This is a genomic window from Streptomyces sp. Ag82_O1-12 (assembly GCF_900182715.1).
Lineage (GTDB): Bacteria > Actinomycetota > Actinomycetes > Streptomycetales > Streptomycetaceae > Streptomyces > Streptomyces massasporeus.
This window is the reverse complement of the sequence record NZ_FXUW01000001.1, coordinates 461,608-480,087: the sequence shown is the minus strand read 5'-3', so window position 1 is coordinate 480,087 and position 18,480 is coordinate 461,608. Positions and strand designations below refer to the sequence as shown.

The 18,480-nt window shown below is 71.1% G+C and carries 18 protein-coding genes; 13 read left to right on the top strand and 5 right to left on the bottom strand.

Annotated elements, in window-relative coordinates:
- Positions 1–57: 57 nt before the first annotated feature.
- Positions 58–423: a DUF6479 family protein gene (locus QOL88_RS02345; RefSeq protein ID WP_097214847.1), complete on the bottom strand. Its 366-nt coding sequence runs from the start codon at positions 421–423 to the stop codon at positions 58–60.
- 119 nt (positions 424–542) lie between these two features.
- Between QOL88_RS02345 and QOL88_RS02340 the strand changes: the two genes are divergently transcribed.
- Positions 543–917, top strand: coding sequence for a four-helix bundle copper-binding protein (locus QOL88_RS02340; protein ID WP_097222818.1), 375 nt, complete (start codon positions 543–545; stop codon positions 915–917).
- 77 nt (positions 918–994) lie between these two features.
- Positions 995–2,173 carry an acyl-CoA dehydrogenase family protein gene (locus tag QOL88_RS02335; RefSeq protein WP_097214846.1) on the top strand — a complete coding sequence of 393 codons (1,179 nt, stop codon included), beginning with the start codon at positions 995–997 and terminating at the stop codon, positions 2,171–2,173.
- A gap of 70 nt (positions 2,174–2,243) precedes the next feature.
- Here QOL88_RS02335 and QOL88_RS02330 read toward each other — a convergent pair whose 3' ends face one another.
- Positions 2,244–2,468 (bottom strand): STAS domain-containing protein, encoded by a 225-nt coding sequence (locus QOL88_RS02330; RefSeq protein WP_306456166.1) that lies wholly within the window; start codon positions 2,466–2,468, stop codon positions 2,244–2,246.
- Between the two features lie 160 nt (positions 2,469–2,628).
- On the opposite strand from QOL88_RS02330, the gene QOL88_RS02325 reads away from it, so the two are divergent.
- On the top strand, positions 2,629–3,702 hold the full coding sequence (locus QOL88_RS02325) for an alcohol dehydrogenase catalytic domain-containing protein (RefSeq protein WP_097214845.1): 1,074 nt from the start codon (positions 2,629–2,631) through the stop codon (positions 3,700–3,702).
- Positions 3,703–3,724: 22 nt separating this feature from the next.
- Positions 3,725–4,402 (top strand): helix-turn-helix domain-containing protein, encoded by a 678-nt coding sequence (locus tag QOL88_RS02320; RefSeq protein WP_097214844.1) that lies wholly within the window; start codon positions 3,725–3,727, stop codon positions 4,400–4,402.
- A 282-nt stretch (positions 4,403–4,684) separates the two neighbouring features.
- Here QOL88_RS02320 and QOL88_RS02315 read toward each other — a convergent pair whose 3' ends face one another.
- Together QOL88_RS02315 and QOL88_RS02310 are read right to left on the bottom strand one after the other, a co-directional pair.
- On the bottom strand, positions 4,685–4,852 hold the full coding sequence (locus tag QOL88_RS02315; RefSeq protein ID WP_179878743.1) for a hypothetical protein: 168 nt from the start codon (positions 4,850–4,852) through the stop codon (positions 4,685–4,687).
- A gap of 60 nt (positions 4,853–4,912) precedes the next feature.
- Positions 4,913–6,535: a PucR family transcriptional regulator gene (locus QOL88_RS02310; protein WP_097214843.1), complete on the bottom strand. Its 1,623-nt coding sequence runs from the start codon at positions 6,533–6,535 to the stop codon at positions 4,913–4,915.
- 282 nt (positions 6,536–6,817) lie between these two features.
- On the opposite strand from QOL88_RS02310, the gene solA reads away from it, so the two are divergent.
- The 9 genes from solA (at position 6,818) to QOL88_RS02265 (ending at position 16,668) form a co-directional block, all read left to right on the top strand.
- Positions 6,818–7,954: an N-methyl-L-tryptophan oxidase gene (gene solA, locus QOL88_RS02305; RefSeq protein WP_097214842.1), complete on the top strand. Its 1,137-nt coding sequence runs from the start codon at positions 6,818–6,820 to the stop codon at positions 7,952–7,954.
- A 104-nt stretch (positions 7,955–8,058) separates the two neighbouring features.
- Complete coding sequence (locus QOL88_RS02300) at positions 8,059–8,733, top strand: haloacid dehalogenase type II (protein WP_097214841.1); 675 nt, start codon at positions 8,059–8,061, stop codon at positions 8,731–8,733.
- 61 nt (positions 8,734–8,794) lie between these two features.
- Positions 8,795–9,892, top strand: a complete 1,098-nt coding sequence (locus QOL88_RS02295) for an ABC transporter substrate-binding protein (RefSeq protein WP_179878742.1) — start codon at positions 8,795–8,797, stop codon at positions 9,890–9,892.
- A complete protein-coding gene (locus QOL88_RS02290) occupies positions 9,885–11,051 on the top strand; it encodes an ABC transporter ATP-binding protein (RefSeq protein ID WP_257027402.1) in 1,167 nt (388 codons plus the stop codon). Before QOL88_RS02295 ends, QOL88_RS02290 begins: the two co-directional genes overlap by 8 nt.
- A 4-nt stretch (positions 11,052–11,055) precedes the next feature.
- On the top strand, positions 11,056–11,961 hold the full coding sequence (locus tag QOL88_RS02285) for an ABC transporter permease (protein ID WP_257027401.1): 906 nt from the start codon (positions 11,056–11,058) through the stop codon (positions 11,959–11,961).
- Complete coding sequence (locus tag QOL88_RS02280; RefSeq protein ID WP_257027400.1) at positions 11,958–12,800, top strand: ABC transporter permease; 843 nt, start codon at positions 11,958–11,960, stop codon at positions 12,798–12,800. Before QOL88_RS02285 ends, QOL88_RS02280 begins: the two co-directional genes overlap by 4 nt.
- A 110-nt stretch (positions 12,801–12,910) precedes the next feature.
- The gene (locus QOL88_RS02275) at positions 12,911–14,191 is read left to right on the top strand and encodes an NAD(P)/FAD-dependent oxidoreductase (RefSeq protein WP_097214838.1); all 1,281 of its coding nucleotides are present in this window, start codon (positions 12,911–12,913) and stop codon (positions 14,189–14,191) included.
- Positions 14,192–14,234: 43 nt separating this feature from the next.
- Positions 14,235–15,686: an NAD-dependent succinate-semialdehyde dehydrogenase gene (locus tag QOL88_RS02270; RefSeq protein WP_097214837.1), complete on the top strand. Its 1,452-nt coding sequence runs from the start codon at positions 14,235–14,237 to the stop codon at positions 15,684–15,686.
- 1 nt (position 15,687) lies between these two features.
- The gene (locus tag QOL88_RS02265) at positions 15,688–16,668 is read left to right on the top strand and encodes a D-2-hydroxyacid dehydrogenase (RefSeq protein WP_097214836.1); all 981 of its coding nucleotides are present in this window, start codon (positions 15,688–15,690) and stop codon (positions 16,666–16,668) included.
- Between the two features lie 51 nt (positions 16,669–16,719).
- Here QOL88_RS02265 and QOL88_RS02260 read toward each other — a convergent pair whose 3' ends face one another.
- Positions 16,720–18,477 carry an ABC transporter permease subunit gene (locus tag QOL88_RS02260; RefSeq protein WP_097214835.1) on the bottom strand — a complete coding sequence of 586 codons (1,758 nt, stop codon included), beginning with the start codon at positions 18,475–18,477 and terminating at the stop codon, positions 16,720–16,722.
- Positions 18,478–18,480: the final 3 nt, after the last annotated feature.

Genomic DNA, 18,480 nt, shown 5'->3' with positions numbered 1-18,480 from the left:
CACGCACGGGCCCTTCTGTCAGGGGTTTCGCGGCCACGCCGGCCGCCGGCCACGGGGTCAGCCGCCGCCCGGGCCGCCGCTGCCGAACGAACCGCTGCTGCCCTCGTTCCAGCGCGGGCGCTCCTGCGACGCGCTCGTCCGGTCGCTCATGTTGCCGTGGCCCTTCAGCTGGTGCGGGGTCAGGCGCTCGTCGCTCCGGGGGACCTCCTCGGGCTCCCGGCGCTCACTCGTCTCACGGACCGGGCCCCCCTCGGGCAGCCTCGGCTGCTCGTCCGGGCGCGGCGTGGGCAGTTCCCTGCGCTTGACGCGCACGCCGAGGACGAAGGCCCCCAGCAGCAGGGCCACGACCACCACACCCGCCACGACCAGCCCGATGCCGACGGCGCCACTGCCCGCGGCCATCTCCATCCATGCGCTATTCATGGCACGCGGGTACCCCTGGTCCCCTCCGTGAACCTGCCGGGCACGCGCGACGGCCGTGCCGGGTGGAAGACGGGGGACGGCCGGGTTTGACCGGCGTCGACCGGGGCTACCCGCGCGGTGTGACTTCGACGACATCCCAGCAGGAGCTGTTCCGGTTCCTGGAGGACCGTTTCGCCTGTGCGCAGGCGTGCACGGAGTGCGCGCGGGCGTGCGCGCTGCGCGCAAGCCTCGTGGATCCCGACGGCACCGAGAACCAGGAACTCGTACGACGCAAGGGCATCATGTGCGCGGAGGTCTGCGACGCGACCTGCCGTGTGCTGTCCGAGCAGAACCAGGTGGACGAGAGCGCCATCCGGGTCCAGGTGGAGTGGTGCCGGACCGTGTGCCTGGAGGCTGCCCACGTCTTCGACCGGCAACCGGGAGCGGAGGACTCGGCGGCGGCGTGCCGCGCCTGTGCACGGGCGTGCACGGACTTCCTCGCCACGCTGAACTGACCGACGCCATTCACAATTTCTGAAACACGTTCTACGGTGTGCGCCGACAGGACCGGCCTTGGGAGCCTGGAGGCGCCGTGCACCTCGAATACACGCCCGAGCAGCAGCGGCTGCGCACCGAACTGCGGTCCTACTTCGCCGAACTCGTCCCGGACCACGCCTACGCCCGGCACGGTGACCCGGCCGCCCAGAAGCGGTTCTACCGCGAGACCATCCGCAAGCTCGGCGCGGACGGCTGGCTCGGGGTGGGCTGGCCGAAGGAGTACGGCGGGCGCGGCCTGACGGCCATGGAGCAGTTCATCTTCTTCGACGAGGCCGCCCAGGCCGGCGTCCCGTTGCCGCTGATGGCGCTGAACACCGTCGGCCCGACGATCATGCAGTACGGCACCGACGAGCAGAAGGCGTACTTTCTGCCCAGGATCCTCTCCGGCGAGATCGACTTCGCCATCGGCTACAGCGAGCCCGGCGCGGGCACCGACCTGGCGTCCCTGCGCACACGGGGCGTCCTGGCGGACGACGAGTACGTCGTCGACGGCCAGAAGATCTGGACGACCAACGGCGACACGGCCGACTGGGTGTGGCTGGCGGTCCGCACCGACCCGGACGCCCCACCGCACAAGGGCATCACCATGCTCCTGGTGCCGACCACCGACCCGGGCTACTCCTGCACCTTGATCAACACCCTTGCCTCGCACGACACCACCGCCAGCTATTACGAAAACGTCCGCGTCCCTGTCTCCCGCCGGGTCGGCGCCGAGAACCAGGGCTGGCGGCTGATCACCAACCAGCTCAACCACGAGCGCGTGACTCTTGCCGCCCACGGCACCATGGCGATCCGCGCCCTGCACGACGTGCAGCGCTGGGCGATGGAGACCAAGCTCGCCGACGGCCGCCGCGTCGCCGACCTGCCCTGGGTACGCCGCCTGCTGGCCCGCACCCACGCCCGGCTGGACGCGCTCAAGCTGCTCAACTGGCAGATGGTCGGTGCCGTCCAGGACGGCACCCTCACCCCCCAGGACGCCTCCGCCGTCAAGGTCTACGGCTCGGAGGCCCGGCGCGACGCCTACGCCTGGCTCATGGAGATCGTCGCGGCCCCCGGCGCCCTGAAGGAGGGCTCGGCGGGAGCGGTCCTGCACGGAGAACTCGAACGCGGCTACCGCTCGGCGGTCATCTTCACCTTCGGCGGCGGCAACAACGAGATCCAGCGGGAGATCATCTCGTGGATCGGGCTGGGGATGCCGAGGGTGCGACGCTGACGGGGCTGTGACGAGGCCTGCTCCCACGGCGATGGGGACAGTGGAGCCGGCCCCGCGGCGCGTGGGCGCCTCAACCGGGTCCGCCCAGCATGATCTTCCACACCCCGAGCCCCGAGCAGTCGATGAACGACACCGGGCGCAGGTCCAGGACCAGGTCCGGACAGGGACCGGCGGTCAGCATGTCGAGGCGGGCCCTGAGGGCCGGCACCGCGAGCCGGTCGAGCTCGCCGCGCAGGGTCACGACGTGGGCCGTCCCCACCTGCGGCTGCGCGGACCGGCCGGGGATGTGGGACATGGTCCGATCAAAGCCCGTCGGCGCGGCCCGCGGTAGGGCCGATCGGCCCTTTGCGGAAGCACCGGCGCGGTACCCCAAGCGCGGTGCACCGATCCGCGCCAAGCTGGAACTGAGGTGCACACCGGTCACACCGCCCCGTGCCAGGAAAGGTGGGGACTCCATGAAGGCCTACGTGTTCCACGGCCCGGGACAGTCCGCCTGGGAGGACGTCCCGGATCCCGGTGTCAAGGAGCCGACCGACGCCATCGTCCGTGTCGACGCCGTCACCATCTGTGGTACGGACCTGCACATCCTCCAGGGCGACGTCCCCGAGGTGCGCCCCGGCACGGTGCTGGGGCACGAGGCGGTCGGCGAGGTCGTCGACGTCGGCGGTGACGTACGCACGGTGCGGCCCGGTGACCGGGTGCTGGTCTCCTGCATCACCGCCTGCGGCCGCTGCCACTCCTGCCGGGAGAGCATGTACAGCCAGTGCCGGGGCGGCGGAGGCTGGATCCTGGGTCACCTGGTCGACGGCACCCAGGCCGAGTACGTCCGCGTGCCCTTCGCGGATCTCTCAGTGCACCCGCTGCCCAGCGCCCTGGACAACAAGGACGCCGTGCTGCTGGCCGACATCTTCCCGACCTCCTACGAGGTCGGCGTGCTCAACGGGCACGTACGGCCGGGCGACACCGTCGTCGTCGTGGGCGCCGGCCCCGTCGGACTCGCCGCGGTCGCGACCGCCCGGCTGTTCGCTCCGGAACGCATCGTCGCGGTCGACCTCGCCGCCGCGCGGCTGGAAGCGGCCAGGCACCTCGGCGCGGACGCGGTGGCGGACGCCCGGGAGGCCCCCGAACAGCTGGTCGAGGACCTCACCGACGGACTGGGCGCGGACGTGGTCGTCGAAGCGGTCGGCCTGCCGGAGACGTTCGAACTGTGCACGCGCATGGTGCGGCCCGGCGGCCATGTCGCCAACGTCGGCGTGCACGGCAAGCCCGTGACCCTCCATCTGGAAGACCTGTGGATCAAGAACGTCACCATCACCACAGGGCTGGTGGACACGTCCTCCACCCCCACCCTGCTCCGGATGGCGGCCTCGGGCCGCCTGCCCACCGGGCAGCTGGTCACGCACACCTTCCCGCTGACCCATATGGAGGAGGCGTACGACGTCTTCGCCCGGGCCGCCGACACCGGGGCGCTCAAGGTCGTCCTGGGCGAAGAGCCGCACGAGGAAGTCGTCCCCTACCGGGCGGCCTGACGAAGGAGAGAGGTGACGGGTCATGACCGAACGGGCCTCGTCGCATGCCGTCGAAGGACGACCGATGGGTGACCTCGGGCGGCGGATCACCCAGCGGCGCACGGAACTCGGCCTGAGCCGACAGGAGGCGGCTTCCCGGGCGGGCATGGCGCCCGCCTACCTCCAGTACCTGGAGGAGCGGTCGGCCGCCGACCCGGGCGCGGGCACCCTCCTGCGGCTGGCGGGAGCGCTGAAAACCACGGTGCGGCACCTGACCGGTGGCGACACCGAGTTGCCGCCCGGGCTCGGCCGGGCCGCCCGCACACCCCGGTTCACAGAGCTGACCGAGGCCGAGTGCCGCTCGCTGCTGTCGACCCACGGGGTGGGACGCCTCGCCGCGTCCACGGATTCCGGACCCGTCGTCGTACCGGTCAACTACAGCGTCGTCGACGGCGGGATCGTCTTCCGCACCGAGCCCGGCACGACCCCGGCCCAGGCGGACGGCCACCAGGTCGCCTTCGAAGCCGACCGCATCGACGAGGCGTTCAGCGAGGGCTGGAGCGTGCTGGTGCGGGGCCCCGCGACGACGGTGACGGATCCGGACGAGGTAGCCCGTCTCGAAGAGCAGGCCTTCAGCACACCCTGGGCGGGAGGCCGGCGTGAACTGTGGCTGCGTATCGAGCCCGTCGCCGTCACCGGGCGCCGGATCACGGTGGCCTGACCGCGGGTGCCCCGCAGGAAGCGGACGGAGCGGGGCCGGACCGGTGGGCCGTGCCTCACATGCGGCTTCCGCCGCCGTAGGGGCGTACAGGTCGAGCAAACGGATGCGCGAGGCGCGCAGCCGGTGGGCGACCACCCGGCCGGTCCAGTCCGCCGTCGCACGGCCGAACTCGGGGTCCCGCGCGCACATCACCCGTACCGCCTCCGCGTCGACCTCGTAGGCCGGGGGAGACGTGCCGACTGCTCGTCACGGACGATCGCGGCCCGTGACGAGCGGATCCCCTCATGGGCGCGGCAGGCACCCCTCGGGCAGCACGGCCCCCGCGTGGCACAGGTGCGCGATGGCCGCGGCGAAGGAACGGCACTCGAAGAGCGCGGAGTGTTCCTGCCCGAGCTCCAGCGCCCCTCGCCAGGACGTGAACTCGAGGTCGCACACGGCGAACGTACGCAAGAGGTCTCCCTGGGGCACGGTGGCCGCCAGGCTACTCCCGGGCGGCGGCCGACGTGCCCGTCACGTGCCGGGTGCAGCCGTTTCCCGCGCGTCCAGGACCAGCACCGCGACGTGCAGGGACGTGCGCTGGAGGCCCGATTCAAGGTCGCAGCCGAGGAGTCGCTCGATGGTGTGGAGACGTTGGTAGTAGGCCTGCCGGGACATACCGGCCAGCTTCGCCGCGACCGACTTGTTCCCGGCGGCCGTCAGATAGGCGCGCAGCGCGGGCAGCAGGTCGCCGCTGTTGCGGTCGTCGTGCTCGATGAGACGGGACAGCTGCCGTTCCGCGTATCGCTGGAGGCGGGTGTCCTCGCGCAGGACGCCCAGGAGTTCCGGCAGCTCGACATCGGCGGGGACGTAGAACCACCGCTCGGGGGATGCCGGGGTGATGGCCTCGGCAGTCTGCTCGGCCTCCTGCCAGGACCGGGCGATCCCGGAGAGGTCGGTCACCCCCGGGCCGACGGCGACGACCGCCTCCTCGCCGAGTTCCTCGCGGGCGAGACGGCCGATCCGCTCGGCGACCGGCTGCCAGGCGCTGGCCTGTGCCAGTGCGAGGAGCACGCCGATCCGGCCCGGAGCCGTCTCACCGCACAGGGCGCGGACGCCCGTCTGGGTCAGGGCCTTCGCGATCCGCTCGTCGAGCTGTTCGCCCTCGCCACCGTGCCGGGTGTGGCGGATGACCACGGCGAAGAGACGGTGCCCGAACGCCGGCAACCCCAGCGCCTCGGCGCGGGCACGGGCGTCGGCGGGGGAGCGGAACCGCCGCTCGTACAGGTCCCGCAGCACGGAGCGGTGGGCCCGGCGCTCCCACCAGGCCGGACCGGCCAGACGCGCCATGGTCAGCGCGACCGCCGCACGCTCCAGGACCAGGACGTGTTCGGGGTCGGGCTCGGTGTTCAGCCGGCTGTCCAGCAGGACCAGCCGCCCCCACGGCCCGTGATGGTCCTGCACGGGGGCGATCAGCCACCCCTCCGGGCCGCTCGGTGCGAGCTTCTCCAGGGTCGGCGCCGCCCGGGAGCGCCGGGCCCAGGCCGACACGACCGGCTCGTACGGCCGGCCGAGCAGTTCGCACATCAGGACGCGATGGGTGAGATCCTCCAGTACCACCGGGGCTCCGGTCAGCTCCGCGGTGGTGTGCACCAGCTCCTCAGGACTCGCACCCCGCAGCGTCAGGGCGGTGAAGATGTCCTGGATGTCCCTCCCGCGGCGCAGCAGCGCACCCTGGGCGTCCAGGATGAGCGCGTGCACCGCCTGCGTGACGTCGATGAAGCGGACCCCGCGGGCCAGCTCGACCAGGGGCACGTCGCGGGTACGGCAGGCCGCCACCAGCTCCTCGGGCACCTTCCGGTAGCGGTGACCGAGCTCCACGATCAGGCCGGCCGCGCCGACGTCGGCGAGCTGATCGACGTAGTCCCGCAGCTTGGAGGGGTCCTCCGGGTACGGCATACCGGTCGTCAGCACCAGCTCACCGCCCTCGAGGAAGTCGGCGGGATTGAGCAGCTCGGTGACATGGACCCAGCGCACCGCACGGTCCAGCTGTGACGCACCGGCCAGAACGCGCGGCATCCCTTCTGTGAGCACAGGCAGACGAAGAACCTCCGTGATGGTGGGGAACTGGCCCCTTACGGGGGGTCTGGGCGGCATAGAGGGTGCTTTCTTCCGAGGGATCGGGGTCACCCTCGCACCGGCCCCTCACGGTGACAAGAGGGGGGATCGCACTTTCCGAAGCTTGGTCGTCCGCCGTGACAGACCGTCTCGAGAAGGCCGCGAGGTGGAACAGAGTGTGGGTTGACCTGCATGTTCGCTCGGGTCGAAAGTGAACGCCATCCCCAGCGGGGCACGGGCCGGAAGGGTCCGCACGGTGTCCGCCCGGTGCTGGGGACTCAACCGCCACCCCTGCCACCTCCTGGCGAAAGGAGCGACTTCATGCGCCGCACCCCGAAGCGCGTCGCCGTCATCGGCGCCGGCAGCATGGGCAGCCAGGCCATGTGGCGACTGGCCGCCCGCGGAGCCGAGGTCATCGGCTACGACCGGTACGCGCCGGGGCACGACCGCGGCGCGGCCGGAGGCGAGACCCGCATCTTCCGCGCCGTGCACCTCGGCGACCCCGGCTACATTCCGCTGCTGGGGCTCGCGGAGCGGATGTGGACCGGGCTCCAGCGCGAAACGGGACTCCCGCTGCGACGCCGCAGCGGATGCCTGGTGATGGGCGAGACCACCTCGCCCTCGATGCGCCTCCTCCTCGCCGCCAGCTCCACCCACGGGCTGGACCACGAGGTACTGGACCGGGAGGAACTCGCCCGCCGCTACCCGCAGCACCGCCTCCCGGACGGGCACACCGCCGTCCTCGACCGGATGGGCGCCATCATCCGGCCCGAGGCGTCGATCCAGGCCGCCGCCACCCTCGCCGAGCAACTGGGCGCCCAACTGCGCCGCTACACCCCGGTGCGGGAGATCGCACCCGCGGCGGGCGGCGGAGTGCACATCGTCACCGACCAGGGCACGGACCACGTGGACACCGCGGTGGTGACCGCGGGCCCCTGGATCAACACCCTGCTCCCCGACCTGCCGCGCGCCGTCGACATCCGCCGGCTGATCAGCTCCTGGCACATCCTCACCCGCCACGACTGGTTCGCGGGCGGCGGCCCCGCCTTCGTCCGCAGCACACCCCACGACTGCTACGGACTCCCGTCGCCCGACGGCATCTCGGTCAAGCTGGGCCTGTCCTTCGCACGGTATCTGCCGGTCCCCGACCCCGAGCGGCTCGACCGCACGGTCCGGCCGGAGGAACTCGCCACCTTCCGTGAGCTCATCGGCGAGCTGATGCCCGATCTGAACCCCGACCCCATCCGGCTGTCGGTCTACATGGAGGGCTACACCGACTCCGGAAACCCGCTCGTCGGCCATCTCCCCGGCGAGGACGACGTCATCGTCATGGCCGGATTCTCCGGCAGCGGCTTCAAACTCTCGCCCGCCATGGGCGAGATCGCCGCCGACCTGGCACTCGACGGCACGACGGACCATCCCATTGGCTTCCTCGCGCCGGCCGCCGCCACCGTCTGAGCACCGACCGACCCCGCTTCGGTTTCCCCGCTCGCACCCTCCCGCACACACCCTCCCCGCACCCCCCGGCACACACCCGCCCCGAACACATGTGGAGCACTCTCATGAGCGACCCCTCGTTCCGTCCGAAGTACGTCTCGTTCGACTGCTACGGCACGCTGATCGAATTCCCGATCACCCCCATCACGCGTGAGCTGGTCGGCGACCAGCTCCCCGCCGAGCAGTGGGACCAGTTCGTCCGGGAGTTCCGCGGCTACCGCTACGACCAGGTCCGCGGCGAGTACTACTCCTACGAGGAGGTGCTGCAGGACTCCTTCGAGCGGGTCTGCCGCCGCTGGGGTCTGAAGGCCGCCCCCGACGCCGGCAAGCGGTTCGCCGACGGCGTGCGCAGCTGGGGCCCGCACGCCGACGTGCCGGAACCGCTGAAGAAGATGGGGGAGCACTACAAGCTGGTGATCTTCTCCAACGCCGACGACACCTTCCTCGCGGAGAGCGTCCCCCGGCTCGGCGCGGACTTCCACGCGGTCTACACCGCGGAGCAGGCCGGCTTCTACAAGCCCCGCTACGCCGCCTTCGAGTACATGCTCGACCGGCTCGACGCGTCCCCCGAGGACTTCGTGCACGTCTCCTCGCACACCCGCTACGACCTCATGCCGATGCACGACATGGGCTTCCGCAACCTCATCCTCCTGGACCGCGGCTACGACCCCGTCACCCACGGCTACGACTACGTGCCCGTGAAGTCGCTCAACGAGCTCAACACCATGCTCGGCATCTGACCCGACCCCTCACGCCCGCACGGATTCCCCATATCCCCAGCGATCTTCAGGAGGCTCTGCCATGGAAGACAACCGGACAGGACGCAGAACCGTACTCCGCACCGCGGCAGCTCTGGCCGCCGCCTCGGCGATGACCGGCTGCGGCACGCTCATGGGCAACGGCGAGAGCCGCACCTCTTCGGGCGGCGGTGGAAAGAAGCGGCTGGTCGTCAGCAACAGCGGTGGCACCTACAACGACGCGCTGACCAAGGCGATCTACGAGCCGTTCACCAAGGAGACCGGCATCACGGTCACCACCGTCAACTACCAGTCGGCGCAGATCATCGCCCAGGTCAAGCAGGGCCGTCCACAGGTCGACCTGATGGACAACACACTGCTGATCTTCCAGAAGATGGCCCGGCTCGACTGTCTGGAGCCGGTGGACCACGACCGGCTGAAGAGCGTGAAGGGCGCCGGGATCGCGGAGCATCACCTGCCGGAGCACGCGGTCGGCAAGAACGTCTGGGCGAGCCTGATGGCCTACCGCACGGACAGCCTGAAGCGAGCGCCGAAGAGCTGGGCGGACTTCTGGAACACGGACAAATTCAGCGGCCCGCGCTCGCTGCAGAGCGTCGAAGCGGACTACCCGGAGCTGGAGTTCGCGCTGCTCGCCGACGGTGTCCCGCTGGACAAGTTGTACCCGCTGGACGTGGACCGGGCGTTCGCGTCGATGTCGCGCATCCGTGGCGGCGTGAAGAAGTTCTGGAACACCGGCGCCCTCCCGGCGGTCCTGCTGGGCCGCAAGGAGGTCGTCATGACCAGCCTGTGGAGCGGCCGGGCAGACGAACTCATCAAGCAGGGGCAGCCGGTCGCCTACCAGTGGAACGGCGCGCGCCGCCTCACCAACGGCTGGGGCATCCCGAAGGGCGCGGACAACACCGACGCCGCCTACGAGCTGATGGACTTCTCGCTGCGTCCCGAGGTGCAGGCCGCCTTCGCCAAGCTCTTCCCCCAGGGCCCGGTCGTCCCCGCCGCCACCAAGCTCCTGTCCGAGGACATCCTGGCCACCCTGCCGACCTCGCCGCAGAACCTCAAGACCGGGTTCGACACCGATGTCGCCTGGTGGGACGAGAACCTTCAGGCGGTCACCAAGCGCTGGCAGGAGTGGGCGGATGCCTGAGCGGACCAACAGTCTCACCGCCGGGAAGCTGTCGGCCGACGATCTCGCCGCCGTCCTGGCGCCGCGGTCCGACGCCCCGACGGGCAAGTCGCTGTCGGTGTCGGGCCTGCGGAAGTCCTACAGCGGGACGACGGTGGTCGACGGGGTCGACATGGAGATCGCGGCGGGTGAGTTCGTCACCTTCCTGGGCTCCTCCGGCTCCGGAAAGACCACCACGCTGATGATGCTGGCCGGTTTCACCGAGCCCGACTCCGGCACCATCGAGGTGGACGGCCGGGACATCACGGCTCTCAACCCCGGCAAGCGCGACTTCGGTTTCGTCTTCCAGCAGTACTTGCTCTTCCCCCACATGACCGTCGCGGAGAACGTCGCCTTCCCGCTCACCCTGCGCGGGGTGGCGAAGGCGGAGATCCGCCGCCGGGTGGGCGAGACCCTGGAGGCGGCCGGGCTGTCGAAGTTCGCCGGCCGCAAGCCCCGTGAGCTGTCCGGCGGCCAGCAGCAGCGCGTCGCCCTGTGCCGGGTCCTGGTCTACCGCCCCCCGATCGTCCTGATGGACGAACCTCTGGGCGCGCTGGACAAGAAGCTGCGCGATCAGATGCAGACCGAGATCAAGTCCATCCAGCGTGAACTGGGCCTGACCGTCATCTATGTGACGCACGACCAGGAGGAAGCCCTGGTCCTGTCGGACCGCATCGCCATCATGAAGGACGGCCGCATCGAGCAGTTCGACACCCCCCGCGGCCTGTTCGAGCACCCCCGCACCCCGTTCGTCGCCGACTTCCTCGGCGCCGCGAACTTCCTCACCGGCAAGGTCGAGGAGACGACCGCTGACGGATCCACCCCGGTCCGACTGGACACCGGCGGCATTCTCAAAGCCCGCGCCCACCCGTGCGCGCCGGGTCAGCGGGTGCGGGCGGCGGTCCGGCCGGGCAAGCTGCGCCTGGTCAGTGCCGAGGAGAGCTGTTGTTCCGGCACGGTCGAGACGGCCGTCTATGTCGGCTCACTCACCCGCATCACCGTCCGCCTGGACGGCGCTGCCCCCGGCACACCGCCACTGCGGATCGAGACCGCTGCGGCCCCGCCCCGCCCCGGGGAGCGGGTGTGTGTCACCGCTGACCGTGAGGACGTCAGTGTCTTCGACGAGTCGGACGGGGGGTGACCCCGTGGCCGGCACCGTTCTCGCACCCGGCAAGGTGCGCGTGAAAACTACATCCGCGATGCGCGGACACCGCTCCCGCATTGCCCTGATCAACGCCGTCCCCGTCACGGTGTTCCTGATCGTGCTGTTCATCTACCCGATCATCGGGGTGCTCTCCCTGAGCCTGAAGGGCGACAACGGCGCCTTCACGCTCCACTGGTACACCGACGCCCTCAGCGGAGTGAACCTCTCCGTCCTCATCTCCACCCTGCGCATCTCGGCGGAGACAGCGGTGCTGAGTCTGCTGGTCGGTTTCGTCCTGGCCCACGCCATCGCCCGGATGCGGCCGGTGTTCGCCGCGCTGGCCATGCTGATCGTGGTCGTGCCGCACTTCATCAGTGCCCTGGTACGCACCTACGGCTGGATCATCATGCTCGGCGAACACGGCCTGATCAACATGCTGTTGACGTCCGCGCACGTCCCGGGTGCACCGTACTCGCTGCTCTACAACGAAACCGGTGTCGTCATCGGCACCACCTCGGTGATGCTCCCCTACACCGTCCTGGTCCTCCAGGGCGTCATGCGCGGCGTCGACAGCCGCCTGCTGGCCGCGGCCGCCGGGTTCGGCGCCTCCCGCTGGACCATCTTCACGAGGATCTACCTGCCGCTGGTCGCTCCCGGGATCGGCACGGCCGGTCTGCTGAGCTTCATCCTCTGCCTGGGCTACTACATCACCCCCGCGCTGATGGGCGGTGACCAGCAGACCGTCGTCGCAGCGCTGATCGACCAGCAGGTCATGAAGCAGGACCAGTGGAACTCCGCCGCGGCCTTCGGCGTCATCCTCCTGCTGCTCACCTTCGCGGGCCTGGGCGTACTGGGCCTGGCCAAACTGCGCCGCAAGAAGACCCACGAGCGAAGGAGCAGCTCATGATGGAACTGCCTCCCACCCGGGCCGGTCATGTCGGCCGGGCCCTCAGCGCCAGTGCGATCCTGCTGTTCCTGGCGATGCCCATCGTCATCATCCTGGTCACCTCCTTCGGCGCCGACGGCATCGGCACCTTCCCTCCCAAGGACTACAGCACCCGCTGGTACGAGCAGATGGCCGCACCCGGCGGGAACTGGGCCACCTCCATCGCCCTGTCCAGCCTGGTCGCCGCCCTGACCACGGCGTTCTCCCTGATCCTGGGCGTGACCGCGGCCACCGCCCTGGCCCGCGGACGGCTGCCCCTGCACGCCGCCGTCTACAGCCTGGTCCTGGCCCCGTTGCTCATCCCCCAAGTCGTCATCGCGCTCGGCCTGTTCCTGTTCTTCGAACCCGCCGGCATGCTCGGCAGCCCCCTCGCGATCGCCCTGGGACACACCGTGCTGGCCGCGCCCATCGCGATCCTCATCATGATCTCCACCCTCAAAGGCATCGACGAACGCCTCGAAGACGCCGCCGCCAGCATGGGCGCCGGCCGCATCACCATCGCCCGGCGCATCACCTTCCCCCTGGCCACCCCCGGCCTCATCGCCGCAGCGGTGTTCTCCTTCATCACCAGCTTCGACGAATTCTTCATCGCCCAGTTCCTCTCCACCCCCGACACCCGCACCCTGCCGGTCCTGGTCTTCAACGCCCTCCAGTTCGACGTCGACCCGACCGTCACCGCCGTCAGCGCCGTCCTCATCGCCCTGGCCATCCTCGCCCTCGCCCTGGTCGCCCTCGTCCGCAAACTCGGCGGCCACCGCAACCAGCAGGGCGGCCTCCTCCCGACGGAACCCCTCACCTGACCTTTCCGCCCGGAACGGACCGTGCCACCCGCCGACAGCGCCGTCGGCCCGGGCAGCCCCGTGCGCCCGGCCACGGTGCCCCCTGAACCACCTCCCGCAGGAGACCCCACATGAAGACGATCCCGTTCTGGATGGAAACCGCCGGGCCGTTCCCCGACCGCTCCGGCAAGCCCCTTCCGGAAGACACCGACCTCGTGGTCATCGGCGCCGGTCTCACCGGCCTGTCCACCGCCCTGCACTCCGCGCGCAAGGGCGCCCGCGTCACCCTCGTCGAGAAGAGCCAGGTCGGCTCCGGCGCCTCGGCGCGCAACGGAGGCATGGCCAACCTGGGCTTCACCATCGGTGTGAACCAGGCCATCCGCCGGTACGGCCTCGAACGGGCCCGTGAGATATACAACTCCTACGGCGAGGCCGTGGACACCGTCGAGCGGCTCGTGACAGAGGAGTCCCTCGACTGCCAGTTCCGTCGCGTCGGACGCCTCGGTGTCGCGTCCCGCCCCGCCCACTTCGAGAGCAAGAAGACCCAACAGCGCGACCTGGCACGCCACTTCGGCCACGAGACCACCCTGATCGGCAAGTCCGAGCTGCGCTCCGAGATCGGCTCCGACGCCTACCACGGCGGCCTCCTCGACCCGCTCAGCGCCGCACTCCACGTCGGCCGCTTCGTGCGCGGCATGGCGGAGGCGTGTGAGCGCGCGGGTGTCCAGATCCACGAGCGCAACGCGGCCATCGGTGTGCGGCCTACCGCCACCGGCCGTTACGAGGTCAGCACCGAGCGCGGTGTGATCCGCGCCGGGCAGGTCATGATGGCCACCGACGCCTACACCGACAAGAACTTCCCCTGGCTGCGCCGCCAGCAGGTCTGCCTGGGCAGCTTCATCATCGTCACCGAGCCGCTCGGCGAGGAACTCGCCCGGGACGTCATCCCGAAGGCCCGCCTCATCGTCGACTCCAACAACCTCTGCCACTACTTCCGGCTCACCCCGGACGACCGGCTGCTGTTCGGCGGCCGGGCCCGCTTCGCGCCCTCCGACCCCACCTCGGACAAGAAGAGCGGAGCCGTCCTGTTCCGTGAGATGTGCGAGATCTTCCCTCAACTCTCCCGGACGAAGATCGAGTACGTGTGGGGCGGCTCCGTAGGCTTCGCCATGGACCGCATCGTGCACGCCGGGCAGACCGAGGACGGCGTCTACTACTCCATGGGATACGCGGGCCACGGCGTGCAGATGGCCACGCACATGGGGCAGGTCATGGCCGAGGTGATGGACGGCCACCCCGAGGCCAGCCCCGTTCGCGACATCGCCCCGCCCCGCATCCCCCTCTACAACGGCACCGCCTGGTTCCTGCCCTTCGCCGGCGCCTACTACAAGACGCTGGACCGCATCCGCTGACCGGTCGGCAGCACCTCTTACGCTCACAAGGAGATACCCCACGATGACGGTCGTCCGTGATGTTCCCAAGCAGTTGTTCATCGGCGGTGGTTGGCAGGACGCCGAGTCCGGCCGCACTCTGTCCGTCGACAACCCGGCCACCGGTGAGGAGTTGTGCCGGGTCGCCGACGCCTCCCCGGCCGACGGACAGCGCGCCGTCGATGCCGCGGTCGCCGCGCAGACAGCCTGGGCCACCACCGCGCCCCGCCTGCGCAGCGAGATCCTGCGCCGCGCCTACGACATCATCATCGCGCGCACCGAGGACCTCGCGCTGCTGATGACCCTGGAAATGGGCAAGCCCCTGGCCGAAGCCCGCGCCGAGGTCGCCTACGGCGCCGAGTTCTTCCGCTGGTTCTCCGAGGAAGCCGTCCGTATCGACGGCGGCCTGATGACCGCGCCGGACGGCAGGAACCGCCTGCTGGTCACCCGTCGGCCGGTCGGCCCCTGCCTGCTGATCACGCCGTGGAACTTCCCCCTGGCCATGGGCACCCGCAAGATCGGCCCGGCCATCGCCGCGGGCTGCACCATCGTCCTCAAACCCGCCCCCCAGACCCCCCTGACCAGCCTCGCCCTCGCCGCGATCCTGAAGGAAGCCGGCCTGCCCGACGGCGTCCTGAACATCGTCACCACCACCGACGCCCCCGGCGTCGTCGAACCCCTCCTGCGCGGCGGCCAGATCCGCAAACTCTCCTTCACCGGCTCCACCGGCGTCGGCCGCGTCCTGCTCGCCCAGTGCGCCGACACCGTCATCCGCACCAGCATGGAACTCGGCGGCAACGCCCCCCTCATCGTCTTCGACGATGCCGACCTCGACACCGCCGTCGAAGGCACCATGGTCGCCAAGCTGCGCAACATGGGCGAGTCCTGCTGCGCCGCCAACCGCATCTACGTCCACACCTCCCTCGCCGACGAGTTCGCCACCCGCCTCGCCGCCCGCATGGCTGCCCTCACCGTCGGCGACGGCACCGAACCCGGCACCGACGTCGGCCCCCTCATCGACGTCACCGGCCGCAGCAAGGCCCACGATCTGGTCCAGGACGCCGTCAAGCGCGGCGCCACGATCCTGACCGGCGGCGAACTGCCCGAAGGACCCGGCTGCTTCTACCCGCCCACCGTCCTCACCGGCATCGCCCCCGAGTCGCAGATCATCGACACGGAGATCTTCGGCCCGGTCGCGGCGATCCACACCTTCGACACCGAGGACGAAGCCGTCACCGCCGCCAACGACACCGAATTCGGCCTCGCCGCCTACCTGTTCACCCAGAACCTCGACCGCGCCCTGCGCGTCGCCGAACGCCTCGAAAGCGGCATGATCGGCCTCAACACCGGCCTCGTCTCCAACCCCGCCGCCCCCTTCGGCGGCATCAAGCAATCCGGCCTCGGCCGCGAAGGCGGCACCGTCGGCATCAACGAATTCCTCGAATACAAGTACATCGCCATCCCCACCGGAGCCTGACATGCCCGACCGCCTCGTCGTGCTGTACCGGGGCAACCGGCCCCCCGCCACCGGGCTCATCGAGCGGCTCGCGGACACCGTCTACGCCACCGAGGAGGAGCTTCCCTATCTCCTCCCCGGCGCCGACGCACTCCTGGCCTGGGTGACCATCACCCCGGCCGTCCGCGAAGCCTGGCCCGACAACCCCGAGAAGGCGCCCCGCTGGGTCCACGCTTCCTCCGCGGGCGTCGACTCCTTCCTCTTCCCCGCGCTGGTCGAGGATCCCGGTGTCACGCTCACCAACGCGCGCGGCGTCTACGACCAGCCGACCGCCGAGTACGTCCTGGGCCTGATCCTCGCCCTCGCCAAGGACTTCCCCGGCACCTGGGAGCACCAGCAGCGCCGCGAGTGGCGTCCGCGCCCCAGCGACGGCATCACCGGACGCACCGTGCTGGTCTGGGGCACGGGGCCGATCGGCCGGGCCGTCGCCCGGCTGCTGCGCGCCGTGGGCATGCGGGTCTGCGGCGCCGGCCGCACGGCCCGCCCCAGCGACCCCGATTTCGGCACGGTCCACGACTCCGCCACCCTGCGCACCGCTCTCGCGGAGGCGGACTACGTCGTCCTGGCCGCACCTCTCACCGACGACACCCGGGGCGTGGTCGACGCGCCCGTGCTGGCCGCGATGAAGCCGGGGGCGCGGCTGATCAACGTGGGCCGGGGCGGACTCGTCGACGAGGAGGCGCTCATCGACCACCTCGGCGCCGGACGGCTGGCCGGCGCCGCCCTGGACGTGTTCGCCCAGGAACCGCTGCCCGCCCGGTCACCCCTGTGGGACATGCCGGGCGTGATGATCTCCCCGCACACGGCGGGCGAGACCACCAGTGAACGGCAGGCGCTCGTCGAGGTGTTCCTCGACAACCTCACCCGGCACATCGAGGGCCGCCCCCTGCGCAACGTCGTGGACAAGCGGCGCGGATACGTGAGCGGCACGAACCCCGCCTGAAGGAGAGGAGCAGGTGGCCGGCCAGTGGTGACCTGCCCGGCCGGGCACCTGCTATGCGCCGTTGCGGCGCCCCAGGACGCTGCCCGTCACCGCCAGCACGGACAGCACCACCAGTGCGGCGGCCGGGCCCAGGACGGTCCAGGGGGCCAGTTCGGCGTAGGACTGGTTCTCCGACAGGAGGCGGCCCCACTCGGGGGTGGGCGGCTGTTCGCCCAGGCCGAGGAAGCCGAGGGAGGCCAGGACCAGGACGGTCGTGGGCAGCCGGAGCAGGGCGTTGCGCAGGAGAGCCGGGACCACCGCGGGGAGCAGGTGGCGGCGCAGCAGGTGCAGCCGTCCCGCCCCGAGAGCGACGGACGCGGCGATGTGCCCGCTCGCGCGTTCCTGTTCCAGCAGCGCGGAGGTCTGGGCGGCGTACGGGCTCCAGCCGACCACGCAGACCGCGCACGCCGCGCCCCAGACCGAGGGCCCGGTCACGCCCGCGATCAGCAGGCCCGCGAGCACGGCGGGCAGGGTCGACACGACTTCCGTGGGGCCCGCGCTCGCCCGCGGTGCCATGCCCAGCAGCAGTCCGGTGACCGCACTGACCGCCGTCACGGCGAGGGCGACCCCCGCGGTGCGCAGCGCACCGTGGCCCAGCCGGGCCAGGAGGTCCCGACCCAGGGCGTCCGTGCCCAGCGGGTGTTCGAGGGACGGGGACAGCAACCGTGCCGCCGTGTCGACCTGGAGCGGGTCGCGCAGGAGGCCCGCAGTCACCAGGGCGAGCAGGAGCAGTGCACAGGCCGTGGTGACCCAGCGCAGGGAACGCGGCACCGTGAGCGGGGGCCGGTGCAGGGCAGGCAGGGCGCCGTCGCGCAGCGGCCTGCCCAGGAGGGCGTGACGCAGGGCGCGGATCAGCATGCCCGCGGCGACGCCCAGCAGCACCAGGGCCAGGGTCGCCGTCTGCAGCACCGGGAGGTCCTGCGCGACGGCGGCTTCCAGCGCGAGCCGGCCGAGCCCGGGGATGTTGAAGATCTTCTCCACGGCGACCGCACCGCCGACCAGGGCCACGACGGTCGGCAGCAGTTGCGGCAGTATGCCGGGCAGGGTGCGGCGCAGCCCGTCGCGGGCGATGCGACCGGGCGGGAGCCCGACGGCGTAGGCCGTGCGCGCCCAGGGTTCGTGGAAGGCGGCGGGCAGCGCCTGGTCGAGCATGCCGCCGAGCATCGCGCCTGAGGGGATGCCGAGCGCCAGCGAGGGCAGCACCATCGACTGCGGCCCCTCCCACCCGCTGGACGGGAACCAGCCCCACCCCACCCCGCACACGGTGGCCAGCACCGAGGCGAGCAGGAACTTCGGCAGCGACGCCAGGACGGCGGCCGTGGTGCCCGCCCGGTCCTGCCGCAGCCGGCGCCGGGAACCGAGGAAGACGGTACGGGCACAGACCAGTCCGGCGACGAGCACGGTGACCGCGAAGGCGCCCAGCATCAGCGTCAGGGAGACCGACAGGGCCGTCCCCACCTGCGGCATGACCGGTGCGCCGGAGACCCACGAGACGCCCGCGTCCCCGCCCGGCAAGCCGCCCAGCCAGTGCGCGAGGTGGACCAGCGGGCCCTCGTCCAGGCCCAGCTGCTCCCGCACGGCGGCCAGTTCCGACGGCGTCGGGTTCTGGTCGGCGGAGCGGGCGCGCAGCACCGTGCGGGCCGGGTCCGCGCCGGACAGCCACGGCAGCAGGGCCACCGCCCCGAGCAGCAGGGCTCCGGCGAGCACCCGGCCGGCCGCCGCCGGCCAGAGGGACGGGCGGGTGGCGGCGGGGGCGTGCGCGAGGCTCATGGG